Annotated in this window: 17 protein-coding genes; 5 read left to right on the top strand and 12 right to left on the bottom strand. The window is 70.8% G+C overall.

Annotated features, from left to right (window positions below; translation table 11 throughout):
• Positions 1 to 15: 15 nt before the first annotated feature.
• The 4 genes from K8640_RS21415 to K8640_RS21400 form a co-directional block, all read right to left on the bottom strand.
• On the bottom strand, positions 16 to 1,602 hold the full coding sequence (locus K8640_RS21415) for an ABC transporter substrate-binding protein (RefSeq protein WP_223748718.1): 1,587 nt from the start codon (positions 1,600 to 1,602) through the stop codon (positions 16 to 18).
• 4 nt (positions 1,603 to 1,606) lie between these two features.
• On the bottom strand, positions 1,607 to 2,713 hold the full coding sequence (locus K8640_RS21410; protein ID WP_223748717.1) for an SCO family protein: 1,107 nt from the start codon (positions 2,711 to 2,713) through the stop codon (positions 1,607 to 1,609).
• Between the two features lie 8 nt (positions 2,714 to 2,721).
• Positions 2,722 to 4,707 carry a hypothetical protein gene (locus K8640_RS21405; protein ID WP_223748716.1) on the bottom strand — a complete coding sequence of 662 codons (1,986 nt, stop codon included), beginning with the start codon at positions 4,705 to 4,707 and terminating at the stop codon, positions 2,722 to 2,724.
• Between the two features lie 84 nt (positions 4,708 to 4,791).
• Complete coding sequence (locus K8640_RS21400; RefSeq protein WP_223748715.1) at positions 4,792 to 10,131, bottom strand: copper oxidase; 5,340 nt, start codon at positions 10,129 to 10,131, stop codon at positions 4,792 to 4,794.
• A gap of 410 nt (positions 10,132 to 10,541) precedes the next feature.
• Here K8640_RS21400 and K8640_RS21395 point away from each other — a divergent pair, with 410 nt between their 5' ends.
• The 3 genes from K8640_RS21395 to K8640_RS21385 all read left to right on the top strand — a co-directional run bounded on the left by K8640_RS21395 (position 10,542) and on the right by K8640_RS21385 (position 16,407).
• Positions 10,542 to 14,750: a lamin tail domain-containing protein gene (locus tag K8640_RS21395; RefSeq protein ID WP_223748714.1), complete on the top strand. Its 4,209-nt coding sequence runs from the start codon at positions 10,542 to 10,544 to the stop codon at positions 14,748 to 14,750.
• An 85-nt stretch (positions 14,751 to 14,835) separates the two neighbouring features.
• Complete coding sequence (locus K8640_RS21390; RefSeq protein ID WP_223748713.1) at positions 14,836 to 15,618, top strand: exodeoxyribonuclease III; 783 nt, start codon at positions 14,836 to 14,838, stop codon at positions 15,616 to 15,618.
• A gap of 18 nt (positions 15,619 to 15,636) precedes the next feature.
• On the top strand, positions 15,637 to 16,407 hold the full coding sequence (locus K8640_RS21385; protein ID WP_141327203.1) for a 1-acyl-sn-glycerol-3-phosphate acyltransferase: 771 nt from the start codon (positions 15,637 to 15,639) through the stop codon (positions 16,405 to 16,407).
• 22 nt (positions 16,408 to 16,429) lie between these two features.
• On the opposite strand, the gene K8640_RS21380 is transcribed toward K8640_RS21385, so the two are convergent.
• Positions 16,430 to 16,960 (bottom strand): hypothetical protein, encoded by a 531-nt coding sequence (locus K8640_RS21380; protein ID WP_223748712.1) that lies wholly within the window; start codon positions 16,958 to 16,960, stop codon positions 16,430 to 16,432.
• A gap of 261 nt (positions 16,961 to 17,221) precedes the next feature.
• Here K8640_RS21380 and K8640_RS21375 point away from each other — a divergent pair, with 261 nt between their 5' ends.
• Entirely contained in the window at positions 17,222 to 18,172 is a 951-nt protein-coding gene (locus tag K8640_RS21375) for a hypothetical protein (RefSeq protein WP_223748711.1), read from the top strand.
• 11 nt (positions 18,173 to 18,183) lie between these two features.
• On the opposite strand, the gene K8640_RS21370 is transcribed toward K8640_RS21375, so the two are convergent.
• A complete protein-coding gene (locus K8640_RS21370; RefSeq protein WP_223748710.1) occupies positions 18,184 to 18,651 on the bottom strand; it encodes a universal stress protein in 468 nt (155 codons plus the stop codon).
• A gap of 161 nt (positions 18,652 to 18,812) precedes the next feature.
• On the opposite strand from K8640_RS21370, the gene K8640_RS21365 reads away from it, so the two are divergent.
• A complete protein-coding gene (locus K8640_RS21365) occupies positions 18,813 to 19,676 on the top strand; it encodes an SDR family oxidoreductase (RefSeq protein WP_223748709.1) in 864 nt (287 codons plus the stop codon).
• A 4-nt stretch (positions 19,677 to 19,680) separates the two neighbouring features.
• Here the strand turns inward: K8640_RS21365 and K8640_RS21360 are convergent, their stop codons facing one another.
• From K8640_RS21360 to K8640_RS21335, 6 genes are all read right to left on the bottom strand, one after another.
• Entirely contained in the window at positions 19,681 to 20,475 is a 795-nt protein-coding gene (locus K8640_RS21360) for a serine protease (protein ID WP_223748708.1), read from the bottom strand.
• 349 nt (positions 20,476 to 20,824) lie between these two features.
• Positions 20,825 to 22,312 (bottom strand): FAD-dependent oxidoreductase, encoded by a 1,488-nt coding sequence (locus K8640_RS21355; RefSeq protein WP_223748707.1) that lies wholly within the window; start codon positions 22,310 to 22,312, stop codon positions 20,825 to 20,827.
• Positions 22,309 to 23,655: a 2Fe-2S iron-sulfur cluster-binding protein gene (locus K8640_RS21350; protein ID WP_223748706.1), complete on the bottom strand. Its 1,347-nt coding sequence runs from the start codon at positions 23,653 to 23,655 to the stop codon at positions 22,309 to 22,311. The genes K8640_RS21355 and K8640_RS21350 overlap by 4 nt, the downstream gene beginning before the upstream one ends.
• Before the next feature lie 248 nt (positions 23,656 to 23,903).
• Positions 23,904 to 25,376, bottom strand: coding sequence for a polymer-forming cytoskeletal protein (locus tag K8640_RS21345; RefSeq protein ID WP_223748705.1), 1,473 nt, complete (start codon positions 25,374 to 25,376; stop codon positions 23,904 to 23,906).
• A 7-nt stretch (positions 25,377 to 25,383) separates the two neighbouring features.
• Positions 25,384 to 25,887, bottom strand: a complete 504-nt coding sequence (locus K8640_RS21340) for a hypothetical protein (RefSeq protein WP_223748704.1) — start codon at positions 25,885 to 25,887, stop codon at positions 25,384 to 25,386.
• A complete protein-coding gene (locus K8640_RS21335; RefSeq protein ID WP_174816812.1) occupies positions 25,884 to 26,453 on the bottom strand; it encodes an RNA polymerase sigma factor in 570 nt (189 codons plus the stop codon). The genes K8640_RS21340 and K8640_RS21335 overlap by 4 nt, the downstream gene beginning before the upstream one ends.
• Between the last annotated feature and the right edge of the window lie 43 nt (positions 26,454 to 26,496).

Genomic DNA, 26,496 nt, shown 5'->3' with positions numbered 1-26,496 from the left:
ACCGGTGGGGCGTCGTCACGGCGACAAGGGGAGCCACTCCGACGCGGGCACGAGTCGACCCGTGCCCGATTCCAGCGCGGCGAGCTGTCCTCCCTGCACCCCCACGCGGCGGTTGACGCCGAAGGTGAGCGGCGGCGAGACGCCTGTATCGAAATCCCGCAGGGATTCGAGCTGGAGCATCAAGCTCGCGCGGGTGACCTCCGCGCCCGTGCGCGTGAGTGCCTCCACGAGCACTCGCGCCGCCGCGTAGGCTCCGAGCTGGAAGGCGGCGTGGCCTTGCTCGAGGCCATGACGCGCCATGAACTCGGAGAAGGCCTCCAGCCTGGGCGCACGCTCACCCAGGCCCACGGGCGAGAGGAACCGGAGCTGCAACGAGGTCGCCCCGACGACCTCCGGCCGCGCGAGGCGGGCTGGCGCCAGCACCAGGACCGACGGGGCTCGAGCCTCCAACCATCGGAGCAGTGGAGCGAGATCCTCGGGTGCTCCCGCATAGAGCACCGCGACGGGGGGCCTCGCTGGCCATTCGCCGGGGAGTCCTCGAGGCAGGACGAGCTCCGTGATGGACGGCAGCGCCCGGCGCGTCATCTCGTCCGTCACGGCGCGGGTCCACTCCGCGCCCACGTCATCTCCCGAGTGTGCCACGACGAGTGAAGCACGCCGCAAACGAGGCTCCTGGCTGTTCGCGAGCCACTGCACCGCGAGCCGCGCCAGCGAGGGCTCATCCGGGTAGAGGAAGAACACGGGGCTGTCCACGTCGGAGGTTCCGCCACGCAAGACCAGCGGCAGCACGAGCGGAGCCCCCTCCCGCGTGAGCCTCGCATCAGAGGCTCGAGGTCCTCGACGCAGGCTTCCCACCAGCGCGAGCACGCCACGCTCCAGGAGGCGCTCCGTGGCATCCGCCTGCAGCGAGGGGACCTGTGCCGCGTCATCCTCCACCACCAGCTCCAGACGCCTGCGGAACACGCCGCCCCGCGCGTTCACGTCGTCGAACACCGCGCGCAGGACCGCGGCGGCCTCCCGACCCGCGGGCCCCAGGCTCCCCGTGAGCGGCAGCGCCGCGCCCACCGTGAGCGTCGTGGGGCTCACTCCCGGGTCGGGGCGTTCACCCAGCTCCCCCAGGTACGCCAGCAGCTCCCGGCGCGAGAGGTCGTCCAGCTCGTAACGAGGCATCGCCACGCTCAGCGTCCGGCCGCTCGCGGAGCGGCCCTCGGTGATGGCGCGCAGCAGCGTGTCGCGCGTGTAGGCCGGCCGCGACCTGTCCTCCAGTTCGCCCACGGCGCGGGGGCGTGAGTGGAAGAGCGCGCCCGGCGTGATGTCGGGCACCTCCACGCCGCCCTCGGCGCTCCCGCGTCCCGCGGGGCCGTGGCATCGCGCGCACGCGGCCACCTCGCCGCCGAGCTCCACGCGCTCGGGCGCGAGCAAGCCCACCAGCGGCATGCCACGCACACTCTGCCCTCGCTGGAACAGCATGCGTCCACGCCGGGCATGCTCAGGATCCTCGGGCGTCGAGGCCGACTTGCAGCCGAACCACACCGAAGCGAGCACCATCAGGAGGACGTGGTGCTGGCGCGCACTCACGGACAGGCCTCCGAGACCGCGCATGGGACTACCTCGGCGCATTCAGGTTCTCGACGGCGTGGACGATGTTCTCCACCTGCGCCATCGCCGGGGATTTCACCCACACGCCCGTGGCCGCGTCTCCGATGAGCAGCGTGGTGTTGTGTGCATCCGGGTCATCCACGTAGCCACCCAGCTTCTTCAGCACGAGCGTGATGTTCTCTCGCGCCCCCGTGAGGAAGTACCAACCGGGCTTCACCCCGAGCTTCTTCGTGAAGGCCCCCAGGCTCTTCGGTGTGTCGTTCGCCGGGTCCACCGAGAGGGTGATCATCGTGATGTCCCGCCCGACGCGCTCACCGAGCCGCTGTTGGACCTGGGTCAGGTGCTTCGTGATGGGCGAGCACGCGCCCTTGCAGGACGTGAAGGCGAAGTTGATGAGCACCTTCCGGCCTCGCACCAGGTCCTCGTAGAAGCGGTGCGTGCGGCCGTCCTGGTCCACCAGCTCCGTGTTCGTGAAGTACTTCGCCGCGGCCTCGTCCTGCGCGCGCGCATCGTCCTGGGGCGCGGCACCGCGCAGCTCGGACGGCCCCGCCGAAGCGGCCTGCACCTCACGAATCGCGGCGAGCAACGCGCTCGGAGCGCCCAGCCCATCCACCCGTGTCCACGTGTCGGAGACTGCATTGCCCACCAGCACGGTGGGACGGTGGGCCTCCTTGTCCGGCACATAGCCCCCCAATGCGACCAGCGCCTGCTTCACCTTCGCGGGGTCTCCCGTGAGGAAGGACCAACCCGGACGAGGCTGGAAGGGCGCCGCGAAGCGCGCGAGGCGCTCGGGCGTGTCGTTGGCCACGTCCAAGGTGATCGAGATGAAGCGCACCGGACTGTCCGGCCCCAGCTCCTTCTGGACGCGCGCGACGGTGGCCGTCATCGGCGAGCAGATGGTCTTGCAGCGCGTGAAGATGAAGTTGATCGCCACCGTGTGGCCACGGACCAGGTCCGACCACAGCTTCACCGGGCGGCCCGTCTGGTCCATCAGCTCCACGTCGGGAACCTCGATGCGCAACGAGGCGGAGTCCCTGGGCGGCGTGGGCACCGCCACGTCCTCGGCCCCGGCGAGGGCGCTCCACAGGGTGAGCAGCACGAACAGCGAGCGCATGGACACAGTCATCGTGCGACCTCGGAGAGGGAAGCGCGCGTCGGAGCCGAAGCCTCGACGACGCCGAAGGTGAAGTGCGGCAGACGACCCAGGTCGATGTTCCGGCTCTCCACGCCGACCACCAGCTTGTACTGGCCCGGAGAGGGCGGGGCGAAGTCCACCTCGAGGTCTCCGTCGTCGGTGAGGCGAGGCTCGGTGCGCCACTGCCACGTCCCGGGCGTCTTGAACATCAACACCCGGACCTCCTCGGGCCCCACCGGACGCGGGTCCATGCCCGGCGTGGGCTCCAGTCGGAAGCGCAAGGGCGTAGAGGTCCCCGCGGTGAAGTGCCGGGCCGGGTCGAACCGCGGCGTGAGCTTCAGGGGGAGCTTCTTCGCGAGCGCCGCGTCCTCGGGCACGCCTCCCACCTTCCACTCCATGCAGACGATGGTGCGTGGATTGTCCAGCAGGAAGGCCACGTCGTAGGTGCCGTTCTCGCGCACCGTGGCGGTGGCCGTGTACGTCCCGGCCTCCACCTCGCGCAGGGAGCGGTCCAGCACCAGCACGGCCCGAGGCTCGCGGCCGTAGTTCAGGTGCGTCCCGCGCGGCGCCATCATGCCCTCCTGGTAGAGGAACAGCGCCCGGTCCGCCGCGCCCGCGACGATGACCCCATTGCCCTCCGGGAGCGCGGCGATGGGGTCGGAGCGTCCCAGTCCACGCGCATCCGCCGGCGCCAACTGCCCCATGGTGACGTTCACCACGGACGGAGTGCTCGCGCCGCCCAGGGTGCTCAGGTCCACCAGCGACACGCGCCCGCTGGTGGTGTTGCGCACGTAGGCGAACGCATCGGTGAACACGACGGAGTCCGGCGCGGCGAAGCCGTGGAGCGAGTGCGCCACCTGGCTGGTCGCCGCGTCGATGATGTCCACGCTGCCCGCGTCCGGGTGGAGCAGGAAGGCCCAGCGCCCCGTGCGGTCGAGCCTCAGCGCCCCCAGCCCCGGCTTCACCGCGATGCGGCGGGACACCTCACGCCGCCCCACGTCCAACACCAGCACCTCGCTGGTGCGCGGCTGCGCGACGAAGACCGCGCGAGCCACGGCGCTCCACGCGACGTCACCCGCGCCGACGCCCACGCTCACGGTGCCCAGCACCTCGCGGGACGCGACATCCACCGCCGTCAGCGCGTCCGCCTCCGTGCTGGTGAGCCACGCGGTGCGACCCTCGTCGGAGAAGGTCACCTCGTGGCGCCCCGCGCCCACCTCCAGTGCCGCCAGCTCCGTGTGCGCCGTGGTGTCGAGGATGCTCACCGTGCCGTCCCCGTCATTGCTCACCCAGGCCGTGCGGCCGTCGGGCGCCACCACGATGCGCCCGGGGCGCTGACCGACGCGAATCGTGCGCGTCGTGAGGAAGCGCCGCAGGTCCACCACGGACACGCTGTCGCCACTGGTCACCGTCGCGTACAGCGCCGAGCGGTCCTTCAGGAGCGCCCAGTCCGCCACCTCGCCGCCCAGGGACACCAGGCTGTGCAGCTTGGTGCGCTCGAAGGCGAGCTGCGGGTTGATGACCGACACCGTCTGGTCATGGTTCAGCGTGAGGAACCAATAGGCGTTCAGGTCCACCTCCGCCTTCGTGGAGAGCAGTCCCCCCAGATAGGACTTCACGCGCTCCTTGCAGGCCGCGTCGTCCGGAGCCTCGGCGCCCGGGGCGCGAGGCGCCATCCAGCCCAGCACGCGCCGTCCCTGGAGGGACGCGCCGGTCTTCGCGTCCGCGAGCATGAAGCGCGCGGTGCCCTGCAGCGCGGACCCGGCGGCGGCCTCGCGGGGGCGCGCCTTGAGCGCGAGGTCGAAGGACACGCGGACACCCTCGCGCTCCGCGAAGGCAGGGGCCGCGGGCAGCGGAGGAGGTGGGTCTTCGAGAGGTGGCGACGCGTCCGGGCGCAGGGCGCCGTGCACGGTGGCGAGGGCGCCCGCGAACAGCACGCCCGAGACGAGGAGGACGAGGCTCTTGCGCATCATGAGGAGGGTGCTTCGAGACGACGAGAGGACGGGGCGGCGCGGCGCCGACTCGCGCCACGCCGTCCGAGGGTTGCCACACGCGCGCTACTCCACCCGGAGCACGCCCCACAGACCGCCGCCGCTCCACAGGAAGCTGGAGTGGTCGCGGTACAGGTAGTCACCCGAGGACTGGGTGATGCCCCCGGCGCCGTACTCGGGAATCATCGTGTACGACTGCATCACCGACGCGCCGCCCTGCGTGGAGATGATGGGCGACGAGGCGTTGGGCCCCATCACCCGCGACTGGCTGCCCGCGCGCCAGGGGTTGCGGCGCCACTCCGCGCCGTGCACGGAGAGCGCGTGCTGACGCGAGTGTCCTGACGGGTGACCGAAGCGCCAGCGCAGCGGGTCTCCCGGCTTCGCCCGGAACAGCGGCGTGGCCGGGTCCAGGTGCACGCTGGAGGCGAGGATGTGGTGCAGGTCGAAGTCGTTGATGGCCTCGGGGCTCGTCTGCGGCGGCACGCCCAGCCGGGCCCACAGCGGCTCGGTGCGGTAGTTGAACGCCTTCTGCCCGGTGTCCTGCGAGTCGTCGATGCCCGCGGTGTTGCGCAGCGCGGTGCCGCTCTCCAGCCCGTCCGTGTCCCAGAAGGTGGAGTCGTCGCTGTGCAGGCCCAGGTCATCTTGGAGGAGGGCGACCAGCTCGCGGAACGTCTCCTGCGTGCCGTCCGGCAGGGTGTGCGAGACATAGGCCTGGGCCTCGGTGCCCGGGTCCGTCATCCAGTACGCGTTCGTCGGCTCGATGATGAGCGCGCCGATGGCGCCGTGCATGCCGTGGTTCACCACGTCCGCCATGTTGCGCAGGTTGACGATGCCCAGCTCCATCGGTGTGCGGCGTCCCCAGGGGAAGGGAATCCCGAAGGGAGAGCTCTTGAACTCGCCCGCGAACCACCGGTACGTGCGCACCCCGCCGGGCGGCACCGTCTGCACGGCGTTGAGGCCCACGTTGGCGCCGTCATCCACGTTCACGTCGTAGTTGACGAGCTGCGGATGCAGCGACACGTGGTTCGACATCCGCACCTGGTTCACGTTGAAGTAGGGCGTGATGGCGGCGTGGTGCGCCCAGGTGTTCTGCTTCGTCAGCGTGCTCGAGGGCAACCGGTTGGTCAGCACCACCTGGACGCACTCACCCGCGCGGGCGCGGAGGATGAGCGGCTCGGGCTTGCGGCTGCCGTTCTTCAGCGCGGCCAGGTGCGCGTCCTGCGCGAAGATGATGGCGTCCGGGTCGTAGATCTTGTGCGCGTCGTTGTAGACGAGCCGCTTGCCGTACAGCCACGTCTTCGCGTCGATGGCGGACACCCGGTACAGCCGCACCGGCGCACCCACGGGGCACGAGTCCGTCTTGACGGGCTTGATGCCGAACCAGCCGAGCTCCTCGTATTTGAGCACCAGGTCCTTGTCGATGCGCATCATCCCGTCGCGGTCCGCCATGACGTGCTCGACCAGGCGCGGCTTCACCGGCTTGCCATCCTCGTCCACCTCGTACGAGTCCTGGACCGAGTCGCGCTCCTTCTCCGGGTCCATCACCTCCAGGCCCGCCTCCTCGGGCAGGTCCAGCAGCTCCATGGGCGGATACGCCTGCGCCTGGGGCTCCGCGGCGCCTCGCGTGGTGAAGATGTGCAGCTTCGGGTTCTCGTCCGCCGCCAGCAGCGCCACGTCCGCCAGCGAGCGCAGGCCGCGCTGCCGGTGCTTGTACGTGCGGAGGATGCCCCACAGGCCGTTCCACAGGTCCCCCGTGGACGCGCTCATGTACATGTAGTCCGCGGTCTCGTACGGGCCGATGATCTGCGGCAGGCCTCCGGTCAGGTTGAACTCGAAGTGCTCGGAGATGCCGATGGCCTGCGCGTTGTAGTAGCCGCTGTCCGGGTCGTACATCTCCTTGAGCCACTTGTTGCCGTGCAGCGTGAAGGAGTGCTGTTCCTCCTGCGCGCCCTGGATGAGGCGGATGCGGATGTTGTCGCCCGGGTAGCCCGCCATCACCGGCGTGTACGGGTCGCCGTGGATGTCCGAGCGGAACACGTTCGCCATGTCGCCCCGCGCGCCGAGCCGCTGCACGCGCCCGCCGCAGGAGAGCCGGCTGCTGATGCGCAGGGGGATGGGCTCGTTGTGGTAGTTGATGGTCATCCCGCCGGGGTCCGCCGCGCTGATGGCCTCCGGCATGGGCACCGACTCGAAGTCCACGGCCCACGGCAGCTTCGTCTCCTTGTAGTTGGGCGGGTTCACCGGCTGACCACACTCGTCGTACAGCGGCACGTAGTCCGCGAAGGCGAGCCCGAACTCACGGAAGCTGTCGGCGGGGTTGGCGGCGATGATGTCCGCGCGCCAGCTGGTGGGTCCGCCGTCCGCCACGCGCGAGCCGAAGTAGACGCCCGTGCGCGGGTCCCTCCACTTGGAGCCCTCGGGCTCGACGATGAGCGCGCCGTAGAAGCCGTGCTGCTGATGGGACGACGGGCCGAAGTGGTCGTGCGTGAAGACGGTCTCCAGCGGGTGCTTGCGGCCGGTGTTGCTGGGCAGCGGGTCCGCCCACCAGCGCTGCACGGTGGTCTGCGCGGTGCCCGGCGCGCGAGGGATGCGCGGGTGGGTGGCCGGTGCGCTCAGGTACACGCGCGGCCCGGACTCGCCCACCGTGCCGTCCGCAGCGAACGCGCCGCCCGCGGCGTTGGCCAGGTGGATGCGGTGGGCCACCGTGTCCGAGGACAGCGTGCCGTCCTCGTAGTTCCAGCCGTTGCCGGCGCCGTCCGCCGCCATCACGTCGAACTTCACCAGGTGGATGTGCTGCCCGATGACGTCCGTGGGCGTGTAGATCTGGAAGTCGTCTGGGTTGAGGTGCGCGGGGATGATGTTGGTGGCGTAGAAGTTGATGCACTCGCCGGACGCGGCCCGGAAGAAGAAGGGCTCCGGGGCGCGCTTGCCGTCCTGCGTGGCGGCCACGTCCTCGTTGAGCACCATCAGCCGCGCCTGCGGGTCATGCCACCCGGCGCGGTTCACCCGCTGCATGGCGACCTGGAGATACGTCGCGCGGTAGTTGCGCTTCGTGGTGCGCTCGGGGCACGGGTCCGCGAAGGGTGCGCCGGCCACGGGCTTGCGGCCGTTGATCAGGAACCGCCCGGTGCCTCCCAGCGCGGTGTAGCCGGGGTAGTAGCGCGCCATCTCCGCGAAGGCGGGGTCGGCGTGCAGCGGCGCCACCGCGGGCGCGCTCGTCCCGGCGCTGCTGGGGAACTCGCCCGCGTGGAACGCCATGGCGGCCTTCTCCGTGGGCGTGCCGTCGTGGGGCAGCAGCTTGATGTTGAGTGCGGTGGGGTCCACGTCGAAGCGCCCCGAGTTGCCGTAGGCCACCGGGCCCACCGCGTTGGTGACGATGTGCCGCGGCAGGCCGCCGTCGTACTCCAGGTCCAGCGGCGCCTGCGGCGCGCGTCGGCCCGGCATGCCGGCGATGTAGAAGGGGAAGCCCGGGAACGCGGGCCGCGACATGGGGCCCGAGGGCGTGGTCACCGTCGTGGCGACGTACGTGGGCATGGGCGGCATGGCCCGCTGGGGGATGGGGATGACGGCGGGGTTGGGCGTGCCACCGGAGATCTCCGGGTCCGGCAGGCGGCGGTCCTTGGTGCCGGCCTCGAACACGTCGTGCACGCGCCACAGCGCCCACATGCCCTGCGCGAAGTGCGGGTAGAGGTGGCAGTGGTGGATGGAGTCGCCCGCGGTGAAGTTGCGGTTGCCCGAGCCTCCGAAGTTGATGTCGTAGGTGAAGGCGGAGCCGGGACCCACCGTCTGCGAGTCCAGGTAGTTGGAGTCCTCCGCGCCGGGCGAGTACTTCCACTGGTGCGCGTGCAGGTGGAAGACGTGCGTCTCCGCGGGGCCCGCGTGGATGTTGCGGATGCGCACCGGGTCGCCCAGGTAGCTGTGGTGCACGTTGGACGGGTCATCCGGGTAGAGCGCGCCCACGGCCTTGCCGCTGGCGTCCTTCTCCACGTTCATCGCCGGATCCCCATTCGCCCAGGATTCGAGGAAGAACTCCTCGTACTCACAGGTGACGCAGTCCTTGGTGGGGCCGATCTTCGCGCGGTTGGCGAGCAGCTCCGCGCCCAGGCCCGCGACGCCGTAGTTGACGCCGAAGCCGTCGCGGACGCTGTGGAAGGTGGGGTTCCACTCCAGCTCGTCGAACGCCTGCACCGCCTTGATCTCATCGTGGTAGATGGCGGTGAGCTCGCGGAAGTGGCCCTGGTCGATGGATGAACGGGTACCCATCACCGTGCTGGAGTAGCCGGTGATGATGGCCTCCAGGTCGCCGTGGCGGATCTTGTGGTTGGCGTCGAGGATGGCCAGGTGCGGGCGCCCGGTGTCGTCCAGCTTCGCGTAGTCGATGAGGGGCGTGCCGTCCGGGTTGAGGCCGGTGGTGACGGACTTGAGCACCGACGCGCTCACCTTGGAGCGGTACCAGACGCTCCCGGGAGGCTCGACGTTGACGGCGCCGAAGAGCCCCTGCGCGGTGGAGCCGCCGTCGCCCTCGCCGCCGAACGAGGCGCCCATGCTGTGGAAGAAGAAGACGCCCTCGTGGTCGGCGTACCAGTGGTAGTCCGTCTGGCCGCCGGAGGGGACCAGGCTGCTGGTGTTCCGGCCCACCCAGGCCCCGTCCGAGTCGATGCTCCAGTACTGCAGGCCCTGGATGTGGAGCGAGGCGTGGCGCGTGGCGGGGGAGTTGTCGCGGTGGTCGTTCTCCGCCTCCAGCTCCTGGCCCCACCAGAACCACCGGCCGCCCACGGCCTTGTTCTGCACCAGGGACTCGACGGGGTCATAGGTGGGCGTCCACACCCACGAGGGCAGCACCTTGCGCAGGAAGGAGAGGGTGGTGGAGCCCTCCGCCTTGCTCACGCCCGGCTGGGACTGGTTCGGGCTCGGGATGGCGGAGCGCGTGGGCGCCAGCCAGTTGAAGAACTTCACGTGGAGGCAGTCCCCCACGTTCGCGCGAAGGGTGAGGGGGCGTGGCCGCTTGCTCGTCTTGAGCCGCGTGTTGCCGGGCCCCAGGGGCTTGCTCGGGCTGATGGGCTCCACGTCCTCCATCAGCGCGTAGATCATCCCCGTGGGGTTGAACGAGCCCAGCCGGTTGTACGTGTACACCTGGTCCAGCGCGACGACGTCCGCGTGGACCGTGCGCGCGCAGCGGGGGGCGGCGACCTTCTGGGGGGAAGGGTCCACCTGCCGCGTCTGCGCCTCCGCCATGGGCTGGTTCCCCGGCGCCGCGGCGACCGTGGACGCGGCGTCCTTGTCGGGCTGGCAGGACAGGGTGAGGAAGGTGGTCGCCGCCAGGAGGAGCCGCTGTCGCGCGCGCCCCTCCGGACCTCGGGGCGGAGGTGTTCCACCCGGGTGATGTCGTTTCTCGCTCGAAGACACACTTCCCCCAGTATCGGCCCCCTTCGGGGCGATTCTCTGATTAAGCCGCCAGGCGTGAGACTTCTGTTTCTGAGAGACTTCTCACAAACCCAGACGTTGTCTGTGTCTGGGATTTCTCACTATGGGTGCTTGCCGCCGGAAGTAAACACAGCGTGTAAACACCCGGACTCGCGACACTCCTCGGACGTTCCGTGAGGTTGTCTGAGAAGTTTCAAAGGAACAGGGAGTGCGGGGTTGTCTCGGGCGTACAGGTAATTGTTTGAATTGCCTGAATTTTCCTGGGGTGAAACCCACCCAGTGGGTGGCAATTTGCTACGCCGATGTTGGAATTTTGCCAGCTCGAAGGAGGGGCGACGGTTGTAGGCTGCAGGCCCCCCCGCAGGTCACACCTACTTCGGAGTCTCTCCTTCATGTCTTTCCGCCAATTGCTGGCGCCGCTCACGGCGCTACTCCTGGTCGTCACCGCTTGCGGCGATGATGATCCCCCCAGTCCTGTCTGTGGCAACGGTGTCGTCGAGCGCGGCGAAGCCTGTGACGACGGAAACACCACCAACGGCGATGGGTGTGAGAGCTCATGTCAGCCGACCCCGAGGCCGGATGCCGGTCCGGGCGGAGGCGACGGCGGCCCGGGCGAGCCCGATGCGGGTCCGGGTGAGACCGACGGTGGCCACGTCGAGCCCGACGCGGGCCCCGGTGAGACCGACGGTGGCCATGTCGAGCCCGACGCGGGCCCTGGTGAGACGGACGGTGGCCAGGTCGAGCCCGACGCGGGCCCCGGTGAGACGGATGGCGGCTCGGGGATTCCCGACGCGGGTCCGGGCGAGACGGATGGCGGCTCCGGTACGCCCGACGCGGGCCCCGGTGAGACGGACGGTGGCTCGGGGACTCCCGACGCCGGTCCGGGTGAGACGGACGGCGGCTCGGGGACTCCCGACGCGGGTCCGGGTGAGACGGACGGCGGCTCGGGGACTCCCGACGCCGGCCCGGGTGAGCCCGATGCGGGTCCGGGGGGGGGCACCGTCGTGATGTGCCCCGCGGCGAACCTGCCTCCTCCGACGACGGGGAGCTGCACGGTGACGTCGGGTAGCGCGGCGAAGCTGTTCACGGGCATCGTGCTCGCGCCCGACAAGGTCTATCACGGGGGCCAGGTGCTCGTGGACTCCGCGGGTGTCATCCAGTGCGTGAGCTGTGATTGCTCGCAGGCGGCGGGCGCGGCCTCGGCCACGCAGGTGACGTGCCCCCAGGCGGTGGTGTCGCCGGGTCTCATCAACGCGCACGACCACATCACCTTCCAGAAGGCGCCCTTCGCCCGGACGGATGAGAAGTACGAGCACCGTCACGACTGGCGCCAGGGCAACAACCAGCACACGCGTCTGCCCGCGGGCAACACGGTGGGCGCGGACGGCATCCGCTGGGCGGAGCTGCGCCAGGTCATCGCGGGCACCACGTCCATCGCCGGCTCCGGCGGCGCCAAGGGCCTGCTGCGCAACCTGGACGCGCCGAACACGTCCGACACGGGCACCAACCAGGAAGGCCTGGGCGCGGGCTCGGGCGCGGAGTATCAGACGTTCCCCCTGGGTGACTCGGATGGTCGCGAGCGCGCGAGCGGCTGTGATTACGAGCGCGTCGACTCTCCGTCGGTCATCCCGGCCGCCTCGGCCTACCTGCCGCACATCGCCGAGGGCATCGAGACGAGCGCGCGCAACGAGTTCCTCTGCCTCTCCGGTCAGCAGACCGGTGGCCAGAACATCCTGAGCTCCCGCACCGCGCTGGTCCACGGCATCGGCCTGAGCGCCAGCGACATCCGGATGATGGCCACCTCGAGCACCAGCCTGGTCTGGTCGCCGCGCTCCAACATCGGCCTGTATGGCGATACCGCGGCCATCCCGCTCTACAAGTACCTGGGCGTCAACATGACGCTGGGCACCGACTGGCTGCAGTCCGGCTCCATGAACATCCTGCGCGAGCTGCGCTGCGCGGACGACCTGGACACCGATTACTTCAATGACTCGCTCAGCGACGCGGAGACGTGGGCGCTGGTGACGGGCAACGCGGCGCATGCCTTCCAGGCGACGAACACCGGCGCGCTGGTGCCGGGCAAGGTGGCGGACGTGGCCATCTTCCGGCTCAACGGCCACCAGGCCTCTCCGCACCGCGCCGTCATCCGGGCGGAGCCCGCGGACGTGGTGCTGACGATGCGCGGCGGCAAGGCGCTCTACGGCGAGACCTCCGTCATCTCCGCCCTGAGCGGGGCGGGCTGCGACACGCTGGATGTCTGCGGCGTCGAGCGCTCGGTGTGCCTCCAGACCGAAATCAGCATGTCGCTGTCCACGCTGCAGTCGCGCAACTCCGGCGCCTACCCGCTGTTCGCGTGTGGCGTGCCGACGGATGAGCCGACGTGCGAGCCGTCCCGCACCTCCACCAACGCGCGCTGGCCGGCCTCCGTGTCGGGCTCCACCGTGTACTCCGGTGGCCTGTCGGGCGCGGACGTCGATGGCGACGGCATCCCCGACGAGGTGGACAACTGCCCCGGCGTGTTCAACCCGGTGCGCCCGATGGACCAGGGCGTGCAGCCCGACGTCGACGGCGACGGCGTGGGTGACGCGTGCGACGTGTGCCCGTTCGCGCCCGGCACCACCGAGTGCACCCGCCCCGACCCGAACGACACCGACGGTGACGGCGTCCCGAACGCCTCGGACAACTGCCCCAACACCCACAACCCGGACCAGGCGGACTCGGATGGCGACGGCAAGGGCGACGCGTGCGACCTCTGCCCGACGCCCAACCCGGGTGACGCGGCCTGCTCGCTGTCCATCTACACGGTGAAGCAGCCGGGGCCCGGTGGAACGTCTCCGTGGCTGGGCCAGCGCGTGTTCGTCTCCAACGCCACCGTCACCGGCGTGGGCGCGACGGGCTTCTTCGTGCAGGTCAACCCGTTGGATCAGGGCTACCAGGGGCCGGACTACTCCGGCGCCTTCGTCTTCACCCGCACGGCGCCGCCGAGCACCGTGATGGCCGGCTCGCGTGTGAACGTCGACGCGACGGTGGCCAACTACTTCGGTCAGCTCCAGCTCGCCTCACCCTCCGTGGAGGTGGTCTCCCAGGGCAGCACGCTGCCTCCTCCGCAGGTGGTGACGCCCGCCGAGGTGGCCACGGGGGGCTCGCGCGCCACGCCGCTGGAGGGGGTGCTGGTGCGCGTGTCGCAGGTGCAGGTGACCCACACCGCGCCCGCCCCGGGTGGTGGCGACTCCGCGCCCACCGGTGAGTTCGAGGTGGACGGCACGCTGCGCATCAACGACTACCTGTTCTCGTTCCCGCTGCCGGCGCTGGGAGACCGCTACTTCTCCATCACCGGCGTGCTGGAGCTGCGCAACGACCACTCGAAGATCGAGCCGCGCTCCGCCGCGGACCTCGTGCCCGCGAGCGCGGGCGAGGTGTCGCTGGCGTCGCTGGCGCCCACGGGCGTCTTCGTGCGCTCGGGCGTCAACGGCCCCACGTTCCCGGAGCCGCTGACGGTGACGCTCACCGGACCGGTGACGGTGGACACGGTGGTGACGGTGGTGTCGTCCAGCCCCGCCGTCTCCGTGGTGGGGGGCCAGGTGGTGATCCCCGCGGGCGAGCGCTCCGCGGTGGTGCTCCTGAACACCGACTCCGCGTTGGACCCGGACGCGAAGAAGGCCACCCTCACGGCCACGCTGGGCACGGTGTCCCGCGACGCCACGGTGACGGTGCTGGCGGTGGACCAGCCGGCGGCGCTGGAGCAGCTGTCTCCCGAGCTCGTCGTGGTGACGGGCGGCGGGACGGCCACGCTCACGGTGACGCTGGATGTGCCTCCGTCGGTGGACACGGTGGTGAGCCTGTCCGTGCAGCCGGCCAGCCTGGGCGCGGTGCCGGCCCAGGTGGTGGTGCGCGCCGACACGCTGTCCGCGAAGTTCGACTTCACGGCGGCCAACGTCAGCGGCGAGGGCCAGGTGGTGGCGAGCCTGGGCGGCGACTCGGTGTCCGCGCAGCTGCGCGTCACGGAGCAGCCCGCGGGCGCCAACCACGTGGTCATCAGCGAGGCGGCGCCGGCGGGCCCGGGCGGCGCGAACGACGAGTTCGTCGAGCTGTTCAACCCGACGACGAGCCCGGTGGACCTGTCCGGCTGGAAGCTCCAGTACAAGAGCGCGACGGGCACCACGTACCTGTCGTTCACGCTGCCCGCGGGGTCGGTCATCCAGCCCCGGGGCTTCTTCCTGGTGACGCATCCGGACTACGCCGGCTCCGTCGCGGGTGACGCGAACTGGGGTCCGGCGTTCTCCATGTCCGCCAGCCGCACCGGCGGTGGCAACCTGCGCCTGGGTGGGCCGGCGTTGACGACCACCAACATGAACGACCCGGCCAAGGTGGACGCCTTCGCCTATGGAACGGGCAATGCCCCCGAGGGCACCGCCTTCCCGACGGTCCCCGCGGAGGCCGGCTCCTTCGAGCGCAAGGCGACCGTCTCCTCGACGGCGGCCACCATGGAGGGCGGCTCGGACGCGGCTGCGGGCAACGGGTATGACTCCGACGACAACGCGTCCGACTTCATCCTCCGGACGCAGCGCCAGCCGCAGAACAGCGCCAGTCCCACGGAGTAGTTGACTCAGGGCCTTCCGGCCCCTACCGGGTCCATCAACCGGTAGGGGCTGGAAAACCCGGCGCGGCCGGGTCATAAGCGTTCCCGTGCGAGTCGTCTCATGGAACGTGAATGGGCTGCGCTCGGCCCATACCAAGGGCTTCCTGCCCTGGCTGTCGGGCGCCCGGGCGCAGGTGGTGGCATTGCAGGAGGTGCGCGCGCGCCCCGAGCAACTGCCGGATGAGGTCCGTGCTCCGGCCCGGTGGAAGACGCACTTCTCGGCCGCGGAGCGTCCTGGCTACAGCGGAGTGGGGCTGTTCTCCCGCGACGAGCCGGACACGGTGGAGACCCGGCTGGGAGTCCCGGAGATGGACGCGGAGGGGCGGCTGCAGCTCGCCCGCTTCGGCAAGCTCACCGTGGCCAACGTGTACTTCCCCAACGGCAACGGGAAGGACCGGGACCTGAGCCGCATCCCGTTCAAGCTCGCCTTCTACCGACGCCTGTTCGACCAGCTGGAGAAGCCGCTGCGCGACGGTGAGCGGCTGCTCGTCGTGGGCGACTTCAACACCGCGCACCAGGACATCGACCTGGCCCGGCCCCGGGAGAACCGCGAGACGAGCGGCTTCCGTCCCGAGGAGCGCGAGGAGCTGGACCGCTGGCTGCGCGCCGGCTGGGTGGACAGCTTCCGACACTTCCACAAGGGCGCCGGCCACTACTCGTGGTGGAGCCAGCGCTTCGGCGTGCGCGAGAAGAACATCGGCTGGCGCATCGACTACGTGCTGGCGTCCCCCGCGGCCATGGCCTTCGTCAAGCGCGCCGCCATCCACCCCGACGTGTCGGGCTCCGACCACTGCCCGGTGAGCGTGGACCTGGACTCCGCCGTCCGCTGATCCCCCTCGAGGCTCTCAATGAACGCACTGCTCTCCATCTGGACCTGGGTCGAGATTGGCATCGTCGCGCTGGTCGGCTTCTTCGTTCAGCTCGTCATCGCCGTCTTCACGTTGCCGTTCGACAAGAAGCGCTACGCGGTGGGGCGGTGCTTCCGCATGGTGGGCGTCACCGCCGCGAAGCTGACGCCGTACTGGCGCTTCGGCATCCACGGGCCGGTGCCGGACCAGGTGGCCCCCAACACGGTGGTGGTCAGCAACCACGAGTCCAACGCGGACCCGTTCCTCATCTCCCGCCTGCCGTGGGAGATGAAGTGGCTGGGCAAGGCGAGCCTGTTCAAGGTGCCGGTGGTGGGGTGGATGATGGGCATCGCCGGGGACATCCCCGTGCACCGCGGCGACAAGGAGTCCGCCACGGGCGCCATGGCGCGCTGCAAGCAGTGGATGAGCAAGGGCATGCCGGTGATGATCTTCCCGGAGGGCACCCGCTCGAAGACGGACGAGCTGTTGCCCTTCAAGGACGGCGCCTTCCGCCTGGCCATCGAGCAGCAGGCGGACGTGCTCCCGCTGGCGGTGAGCGGCACGCGCAAGGCGCTGCCCAAGCACTCCTGGCGCTTCTCCACCTCGCGCGGCCTGGTGACGGTGGGCACGCCCATCTCCACCAAGGGCATGACGCTCGATGACGTGGAGAAGCTCAAGACGCTGGTGCGCGAGCAGATCCTCGCCCTGCGCGCCACGCTGCAGCCGCTCACCCAGGATGCCGCGACGCCGGGGACTCCCAGCGCCGCGTAGCGGCTTCGACGAGGCACGCCGCTCAGGCGTCCGTGACTTCGTTGTCGATGATGTGGCAGCCCGACTCCTCGTCGAGCGCGTCCTCGATGAAGCCGCGCAGCAGGTCCTTCCCGCCGATCTCGAAGGACAGGCTGATGCGGTCGCCCTCGATGTGGACGTCCTTGTCGGTGGTCAGCTTGCCGCCCAGGGCCACGGCGCTGCCCTCGACGCGGGCGTTGCCCCGGAGGCGGACCTCGCCGCCCATGGACACCGCGTCGCCCTTCACCACGGCGCCGGCCTCCACGATGACGCGGCCCCGGATGGCGACCGCGTCGTCGACGGTGGCGCCCTTGCGGATGATGATGTCGCCCTCCACGGCGACCACGTCCTTGGCCTTCTCGCCCGCCTCGATGACCAGGTCCGTGCCCTGCACCACGCGGCTGCCGTCCTTGGCCGTGGTGTCGCAGACGACCTTCACCGGGGAGGTCGACTTCCTGGCCGCGTCATCGCCGGCGAAGGCGGGCAGGGCCAGGGTGGACGCGAGGGCCAGAGTGGAAAGGAAGCGTGAGCGCATGGACGGCTCCTGGGAACGACCGGGTTGAGAGGTCTACGCGGCAGGCCCACACCCATTGCATGGGTTTGTTTCCCTCCCGGGAGGCAGGTCGGGGCGCGCGGCTTGCAGTAGGGTGGGGGAGGCCCTGGCCCGCACGCCCCGAGGTTTCCCCTGGTCACATCGTCGACGCAGCAAGACTCCTCCTCGCATGACCTGACCATCTGGGCCTATGCCTTCGGCTATTTCGCGGCGTATGCCCCGTACAGCGCGCTGACGAAGGCGTTGTCGAGCGGCTCCCTGCCGGGCATGGAGGAGGGCATCGTCGGCTTCACGCTCCTGCCGGTGAGCGCGGCGACGTCGATGGTGGGGATGTTCGTCTTCCTCTCGCTCAAGCGCTGGTGGCGCTTCGCGGCGCACCGCCAGGTGCTGGGCCTGCGGGTGCCCGCGCCGGGGGCGTGGACGTTCCTGTCGGGGATGTGCTCGGCGGCCATCATCGGCACCACGACGCTGGCGTACACGCTGGAGGGCACCTCCATCGTCTTCATGATGCTGCTGATGCGCGGCGGGGTGCTGGTGCTGGCGCCCATCGTGGACGTGCTCAGCCGCAGGCACGTGCGCTGGCCCTCGTGGGTGGCGCTGGGGCTGAGCTTCGCCGCCGTGCTCGTCGCGTCGGGGAAGGACGCGCGCGCCACCCTGACGTGGGTGGCCGCGCTGGACGTCGGCGTGTACCTGCTGAGCTACTTCATCCGCCTGCGCGCGATGAGCCGGCTGGCCAAGTCCGAGGACAAGAGCCTGTCCATCCGCTACTTCGTGGAGGAGCAGATGGTGGCCACGCCCTTCCTGGTGCTGGTGCTCGGGCTGGTGGCGGTGTGGGGCGGCGCGGGGCCGGCGCTGGACATCCGCGAGGGCTTCACCGGCATGTTCGCCCGCGGGCGGCTCTTGGAGGAGATGCTGGTGGGGCTGTTGTCCCAGGGCACCGGCATCTTCGGTGGGCTCATCCTGCTGGACGCGCGGGAGAACGCGTTCTCCGTGCCGGTGAACCGGGCCTCCAGCGTGCTCGCGGGCGTGGTGGCCACGCTGGGGCTGTCGCTGTGGCTGGGGCTACCGGGCGTGGGGCCGCGCGAGCTTCTGGGCGCGGCGCTGGTCATGGTGGCCATGACGGTGCTGGCGGTGCCCACGGTGCTCGCGGCGCGCCGGCGCGAGGCCGCCCTGAAGGCGGCGCTCGGGCCTTGAGTCCCTGACGCCTACTTCTGGGTGTCCTGCGGGACGTGCAGCGTCAGCACGGGGCAGGGCGCGCGGGAGACCAGCTTCTGCGCCACGCTGCCCAGCAGCATGCGCGACAGCCCCCGGCGGCCGTGGGTGCCCATGATGATGAGGTCGAAGCCCTCCTTCTCCACCAGCTCCAGGATGGTGGAGGCCGCCTCGCCCACCACCACGCGGTGCTTGAGCGGGACGGAGGCCGGCTCCATCTGCTTGAGCAGCGTGGCCAGCTCCTTGCCCGCCGTGTCCAGGGCGACCTGCTCCAGCGAGAGCGGGTTCCATCCGGGGGCGGCGACGAGCAAGTCCGGCGCGACGTACTGAGGGGGCTCCCACGCGTGGAGGACCTCCACCGACGCGTTGAAGGGACGGGCGAGCTGGAGGGCGTAGTCGACGATGGAGCGAGAGCCCTCGCTCAGGTCGACGGGGACGAGAATTCGGGATGGCGCTGCCATGGTCGGCTCCTCGCTGAGGTGAAAGGCCCTCTCTTGGGGTGGGGCCGAACGTCCTCAGATGGAAGTTGCGTGCCAGCGCCTGCCCGCCCGTTCGCCACCGCGACGCGCAAAGCTTGCGGGGAGGCGAGCGCGGCCCGCGATTCGTGCGCAGGATGGCCCCCATGCGACCTCCTATCGATCAGGCCACGGTCCTCATCACCGGCGCGGCCGGGGGTATCGGCCGGGAGCTTGCCCGGCTTTTGTCCCGGCGCGTCCGCACGCTGGTCCTGGTGGACCGCGAGGTGGCGCGGCTGGAGCCGCTGCGTGAGGAGCTGCTCACGCGCTATCCCACCCTGGGCGTCCTCCTCCACGCCTGCGACGTGTGCGAGCCGCGCGAGGTCGACGCGATGGTGGCCTCGCTGGAGGCGCAGTTCGTCCGGGTGGACGTGCTGGTGAACACCGCCACGCTGGGCCTGCGGGGGCTCTACGCGGAGGCGCGCTGGGGAGGGCTGGAGGAGCTCCTGCGCTCGAACGTGTGGGTGCCCGCGCTGCTGACGCACCGGCTGCTCGCGCCCATGCTGGAGCGGGGGCGGGGCGGGGTGCTGAACATCGGCTCGGGCGCGGCGCAGCTCATGCTGCCCGGCTCCGCGATGTTCGCCGCCACGCAGCGCTTCCTCGACGGCTTCACCGAGTCGCTCCGGCTGGAGGTGGAGGGGCGCGGCGTGGTCATCACCCGCGTGGCTCCGGGACCGGTGGGGGACTCGGGCGCCGAGGAGGCGGGGCGCGCGCCCTTCTTCCAGATGTCGCTCGAGCGCTGCGCTCGCGCCGCGCTGGCGGCCTTCGAGCGGGGCGAGGCGCTGGTGTACCCGGGCTGGGGACACCGCTGGGTGATGCGGCTGTTGCCCCTCTTGCCACGCGGGCTCCAGCGGAGCCTGGGGCGGCTGGCGCTGCGCGGTGTCCGCCGCGAGGCCCTGGCCGCGCCCGACGCCCTGCCCGTGGGGCTCGCGTCGCCCGTGCTGCTGGCGCGCGAGCCCAATCCGGCGTGACGGCCTAGAGGCCGATCTCCGCCAGACGCGCCTTCACGCGGGTGGCCTTCACGCCGGTGTTGGCCGTGCCGCGGCCCTGCGAGTTGCCGCCCAGGCCGATGTGGTGCAGGCCCACCACCTGGTTGGAGCCCGTCGACAGCACCGGCGAGCCCGACGAGCCGCCCAGCGTGTCCGCGTCGTAGGACAGGTCCGTGGTGGAGTAGTTCGCGTTCTTCACCACGCCCGGCGACAGCTTCTTCGTCGGCGAGCAGCCCGACGACGTGTAGTAGTCGCAGTTCTGGTGCACCACGTAGATGCTCGCGTTGGTGGCGGCGTTGGCGCTGGCCACCGTCAGGTAGCCCTGCACGTTGCCGGGGAGCTGGCCGTTGGTCGCCGAGCAGCGCAGCGCCGTCATGTCGTCGGTGGACCACGTCCTGATGAACGTGGCGCAGGAGTACCAGACGCGGCTGGCCGAGGCGACGCCGTCGATGTAGTTGAAGGACACCCGGGCCCCCACGGCCTCGGACGCGCTGCCCACGCAGTGGTTGTTGGTGATGATGACATCCGGTGACACCAGCCACGCGGTGCAGCGGCTGCCCACCGCCGGGATGGACAGGTAGCCCACCGCCTTGGCCGCCGTGGCCTGCGCGCCCGTCAGCGTGGTGGAGCTCACCCAGTTCACCGAGCCGACGATGACGTTGGATTCCTGCGACTGCAGCGGCTCGTTCGCCTCCTGGTCCGGGACATCGGGGGACTGCTCGGTACCGCAGGCCGACAGGGCACCCATCACGAACAACGCACGCAGGCTCTTGGCGAACATCGGGTCTCCTCCACACGCGGGATTGCGCGCGGCGTGCCCAAGGCACTCTCCATGCCAGCGTTCCGCGCGGGACACTTCCACTCGACAGCCCTCCTCGCGCCGGGCCCCGGGTGGTGCGCGCGTGCTCCGCTCCGTCATCGGCGGTTGTAAAGCCCCTTCGCGTCGCCGCCGAGAGTCTTCATGATATTCGCGATTTACAATTAATTCCGGAACTGTCCTGTAATGGGACGCTCCCGGCGTCGGGTGTCGTGGTCCCGGACAGCGACGGAAAAATCCACGGGCCGCGTTCCGCTCGCTCATTGAAGAGGGGGAACGCGGCCCGGGGGCGCGGTGAGCGGAGCGCGGGCGCCTAGCCGATGATCATGTCCTCGCGCTCCAGCGTGCCCTCGGAGAAGCGGCGCAGGTTGAAGCGGGTGAAGAGCTCGTCGGACTCGCCGGTGCGCATCCACTTCGCCATCCGCTCGGCGACGGCGGGGGCCATCATGAAGCCGTGGCCGACGAAGCCGGACATCTGGAGCAGGTTGTCCAGGCCCGGGGTGCGCCCGAGGATGGGGTTGTTGTCCGGCGTCACGTCGTAGCAGCCGGCCCACTGGCGCAGCACCTTCACGTGGCCCACGTGGGGCAGCTGCTCCATGAGGGCCTGGGCGAAGCGGGACACGAAGCGCAGGGTGCTGCCCATGTTGAGCCCGGCGGGCTCCTTGGGGTCACCCATGCCGCCCACGATTTCGCCGCGCATGGACTGGCTGAAGTACAGGCCCGAGTCGAGCACGGACACGAGCGGCCCCAGGAAGGGCTTGAGGGGCTCGGTGCTGAGGATCTCGTGGCGGTGCGGCTCGTTGGGCAGCTGCACGCCGACGAGCTTCGCCACCTCGGGGCTCCACGCGCCGGAGGCGAGCACCACGGTGTCACAGGCGATGTCGCCGCGGTCCGTCTTCACCTTGCGGATCTGTCCGCCGCTGACGTCGAAGCCCGTCACCTCCGTGTACGTCTCCACGCGCACGCCCTTCTTGCGGCAGCCCTGCGCGTAACCCCACAGGAAGGGCCAGGGGAAGATGACGCCGTCCTCGGGGTTGAAGGACGCGGCCACGCAGCCCTTCATCGTGAGGCCCGGGACGATGTCGCGCGCTGCGTCCGGCGTGACGAGCCGGGTGGGCACGTCGAAGCGGTTGTGCAGCGCCACGTTGCGCTCCAGCCGCCTGGCCACCGCGTCGGTGCGCGCGAGGAACAGGTAGCCGCCCTGGCGCAGCCACACGTTGATGCCCATCTCCCGGGCGAAGCCCTTCATCAGGTCGATGGAGCGCTTGGCCAGCTCCACCAGCGCCGGGGTGCCCCACTGCATGCGCACGCCGCCGCCGTTGCGGCCGGACGCGCCCGCGCAGAGGTAGCCGCGCTCCAGCACCACCACGTCCGTCTCGCCCTCGCGCGCCAGGTTGTACGCGAGCGCCAGGCCCATGATGCCGCCGCCGATGATGACCACCTTGGCCCTGGCGGGCAGGGGCTCGGTGGGGCGCAGGCCCTTGGGGAAGACATCCACCTCCTGGGGCACGCCGCCCACGGGGGGCTGGGACTCGTCCACCGGGGCGCTCGCGAGCAGCCGCAGCTCGGTGGGGTAGAGCGGAGGCCTGGGCGTGAAGGGCACCACCGCGTCGGCCTTGAGCGCCTTCTCCTGCTCCAGGAGCGCGGCCACGGCGGACAGGCAGCTCTTGCCCTGGCAGATGCCCGTGCCGAAGCCCGTGTAGCGCTTCACCGACTCCACGTCGCAGTAGCCCCGCGACACCGCGTGCCGCACGTCGTCCGCGGTGACGTCCTCGCAGGAGCAGATCATCGACTTGCTCATGACAGTCCCTCCACCAGCGCCTGGGCCGCGCGGCGGCCCGCATCGGACGCCTCCTTCGCGCTGCCACCGCCCGTCACGTCTCCGGCCACGAACACGTCCGCCGCGTCGGTGCGGCCCTCGGCGCTCGCCTCCACCCGGAACAGTCCGCGCGAGGCCTCGAACGAGACCTTGGCGCCGCCCTGCCGCGCCAGCTCGAAGCTGGGCGTCACCGGCACCGACACCAGCACCGCGTCGCAGTCCACCTTGCGCCGTCCCCCCTGGCGCGGCGTGAAGCTGAACCCGCTCACGTGCCGGAGGCCGTGCGCCTTGGGCTCCGAGCCCTCCACCGTCGTCGGATGCGCTCCCGCGCCCGGCGCGCCCTTCAGGTCCACCACGACGGCGACCTTCACGCCGTGCTCCTCGAGCAGCCGCGCCAGCCCTTGCAGCTCCTGGCCCCAGCCCACCAGCGCCGCGCGCTCCGGCGCCACCGCGTGCCGACGCAACAGCAGGCTGGCCGCGCGGCCCGCGTAGACGCCGGGCAGGTCATTGTTCTCGAAGGGCACCATCGGAGGGTGTCCACCGGGCGTCAGCAGGAAGCGCTCCGCGTAGACCTTGAGCAGCCGCGCCTCGCCGTTCTCCCGGGCGCCCACCGCGAGGTAGCGGCCCTGCTCGTCGTCGTACAGGCCCAGCGCCGTGGCGCGGGTGACGACGCTGTCCCGCGCGAGCGTGGCCACGTCGTCGATGGCGGGCGCGTCCGCCTCCGGGGCGCCGTGCGCCAGCCGGCCACCCACGTGGTCCTCGCGCTCGAACATCAGGAAGGGGATGCCCCGTCCGGTCAGCTCCCTCGCGGCGGCGAGCCCGGCGGCGCCCGCGCCCACCACCGCGACGCGGGTGCGCAGCGTGCGAGACGGCGGGGGAGCGGGGGCTGCGTCCTTGGGCAGCAGGCCCAGGCCCGCCAACTGCCGGGCCACCTTGGCCATCACCGTCTCCGCGACGGGCACGCCGGCGAACATCTCGTGGTGGTCCAGGCCGTTGGGGAAGAACCAGTCGATGGTCTCGAACACGTCCACCTTCGCGGAGGGGTACGCGTTCTGCCGCTCCAGCTTCATGCCGTCGCGCGCGGGCGTGCGGCACGTGTAGACGTTGGGCAGCCCGTCCACGCGCATCAGGCACTGCGAGCACGCGGCGGCGAAGCAGTAGGGCCCGCGAGGGCGGTGGTACTTCACGGAACGGGCGAGCATGGGCTCGCCCGCGGCGACGAGGGAACATGCCACCGGCTCGCCCTCGATGGCGGGGATGCTCTCGCCCTCGAGGTCCACGGTGATGGCCCTGCCGCGCAACGAGGCATCTGGGAGACGTCGCATGGGTGCCGCGCAAAATGGCGTAACGCCCGCGGGTGGTCAAAGCCTGTCGGCGCATGACGCACCCCGGTCATGAGGCCCAGCCGACAGTCGAGGTGATGGCGCGCTGGAACTTCTCTAAGACTCCCGCAGAACGTCACCGGGGACCGCGACGGGCCGTCTCAGGCCTCGTGGCGATCCCCGGTGGGTGGAGCGGGCGGCCGTGCAGGCCGTGGTCCTTGACGCGCCGGGCAAATCCCGGCGCGGGTGCGTCAGAGCGGCTGCTCCCCGTGGGTGTGGATGGGCTCGGGGATGCCCATGCCGCGCGGCCGGTAGCCGAAGCGGGTCCGGATGACCGCGCCCAGGGCGATGAGCACCACCAGGCAGGAGACGATGGCGCCGAAGACGGGGATGGCGCCCACCACCAGCAACACCAGCAACCCCAGCGCGAGCACCACCGCCTGCGTCTTGCGTCCGCGCATCACCGGCAGCCGCGTGCCCAGCTCGCTCGCCACCGCCGCGAAGCCCAGGGCCGCCGCCAGGGGCGCCGCCATCCACAGCACCAGCGCCGCGGGGATGCCGATGATGGTGATGGCCAGCACCACCGTGAGCGGAATCATCGCCACCACCCCGAGCAGGCCCGTCAGGCCGCTCTGCACCGGCCGCGCGCGGATCTCATCCCCCAGCTGCTTCATCCGCGAGGGGAAGAACATCTGGCCCAGGAAGCCCAGCCCGAAGAGCACCGCGAACGTGAGGATGAACCCGGCGAGCCCGCCCCCGTCGTCGTCGTCGCGGTTGCGCCGCCGCTCCTCGCCCTCGTCGCTGGACTCCTGGAGGCCCTTGTTGAGCTCCTTCGCGACGACGCGGCCGATGTTGGCCCCGCCGAAGGTGTTGATGCTGCCCTCCACGTTCGCGCCGTCCTCGCGGTCCACGTTGCCGCCGAAGGAGGACACGTCGCCCTCCACGGAGGCGCCGGGCTTGAGGACCACGTTGCCGCCGAAGGCGTGCGCGTCACCCTCCACGTGGCCGTGGACGATGAGGTTGCCACCGAAGGCCACCGCGTCCTTCTCCACGTTGCCCTTCACCACCAGGTTGCCGCCGTACACCACGGCGCTCTCCACCGTCTGTCCCTCCTTCACCTCCAGGGACTGACCGCGCGCCACCACGTTGCGGGCCCCCGAGCGGCGCGAGCGCTTGAGCTCGTCGCGGGTGCGGTGCATCTGCTCGCGGATCTGCTCGCGCACCTCGCGCATCGTCTCCGCGTCCGTGGCGGAGTCCTCTTCGTGCTCGGAGCCATCGGAGGCGACCGCGGGCGCCGCCGGAGCGGATGGCGCGGGCGGGGCCACGGGCGCGGGGACCGCCTGGGGCGCGGGCGCCGGCTCGGCGAGCCCCTGGGCCGCGGCCTCCTTCTCCGAGGGCGTCATGGGGCGCAGGGTGATGATGGAGCCGTCCTGCTCCATGCGCAGCGAGTAGGCGCGGGACACGGTGCGCAGGGCCTGGTCGGCGGAGATGCCGCGCAGGTGGACCTCGGCGGGGACGTCCAGGTCGCCGGTGACGACCAGGTTGAGGCCGCCCTTGTCGGCGATGGTCTTCAGCGCGTCGCGCAGGCTGCCTCGGAAGGAGACGTCGATGCTCTTCGCGGCGGGTGCGGACTCGGCGGCGCGGGCGGCGGGCGCGGACTCGGCGAGCGCGAGGGGGGCGCCCAGGAGCAACGCGGGGATGAGGAATCGGGAGGAGATCTTCATGGGTCGCTCAGGCTTCGGAGGGGGTGGGGGCGCTGCCCGCGAGCCGCTTGAGACCGGCCAGCGACGTCAGGAGGAGGAACGCGAGGAATGCGGCCACGGCCAGGCCCTCGGTCGACCACAACGCGCGGGCGCCGCTCAGCACGCCCTCGGCCAGGAAGCGCCCCTCCACGAGGAAGGACGCCACGCCCGTGCCCAGCCGGCCGAGCGCCTGGTCGTTCATCACCAGGTAGCCCAGCCCACCGAGCAACGAGGTCAGCAGGATGGCGAGCCCGGACCAGACCTCGCGACGCTGAGGTACGGGCTCCGCCGCCACGCGTGCCATGACGCTGGCGACCAGGGTCGGCGGCGGGAGGGGATCCGCCAGCCGGTACAGGTCGTTCTCCATCAGCCGGTGCTCTTCGAGGACCCCCGCGCAGGCGTCACACTCGGCGGCGTGGTCCAGCGCGGGGCCTTCACCTTCCTCCAGCTCGGCGAAGAGGACCTCGAGGTCGGGGCAGGGGTGCGCGCTCATCGGGGGGCCTCCTCCGTGCTCATCTTCTTGCGAAGCTTCTCTCGGGCCCTGAAGAGCCGGGCCATGATGGTGCCAGGGGCGCACCCGAGGATCTGGGCGATCTCCTTCGTCGTGCGCTTCTGGACGTAGTAGAGCGCGAGGACTTCACGATCATCGACGGAGAGCGTGGCCATGGCCTCCTCCAGCGACTGGCGCTCCTCGCGGGCGATGGCGCCCTCCTCCTGGGAGGCCTCGTTGCTGGGGAGCACCTCCTTCATGGGCTCCAGCTCCTCGGTGCGCACCTTGGTGCGGCGGCGGAGCAGGTCCAGGCAGAGGTTGCGGGTGATGGCCAGCACCCAGAGGTCGAACGGGCGCGAGTCGTCGTACCGGTGCAGGTTCTGGTACGCGCGCAGGAGCGCCTCCTGGGACACCTCCGCGGCCTCGGCCTCGCTCTGCAGCAGCCGGAGCGCCAGGCCGTAGACCTGGCGCTGGACGCTGCGCACCAGGGACTCGAAGGCGGACGGATCTCCACGGCGGGCCGCCTGCACGTCGGCCTTCCAGGGGAGGGGGACGGCGTCGTCAGCCATCAGCATCCCGATGGCGTGGGCGAGGGTCCCGGGAGCGTCGTCG

This window comes from Myxococcus sp. XM-1-1-1 (assembly GCF_020037095.1).
GTDB lineage: Bacteria > Myxococcota > Myxococcia > Myxococcales > Myxococcaceae > Myxococcus > Myxococcus fulvus.
Note: the sequence above shows the minus strand (reverse complement) of the source record. Positions and strands in the feature narration are given on the sequence as shown.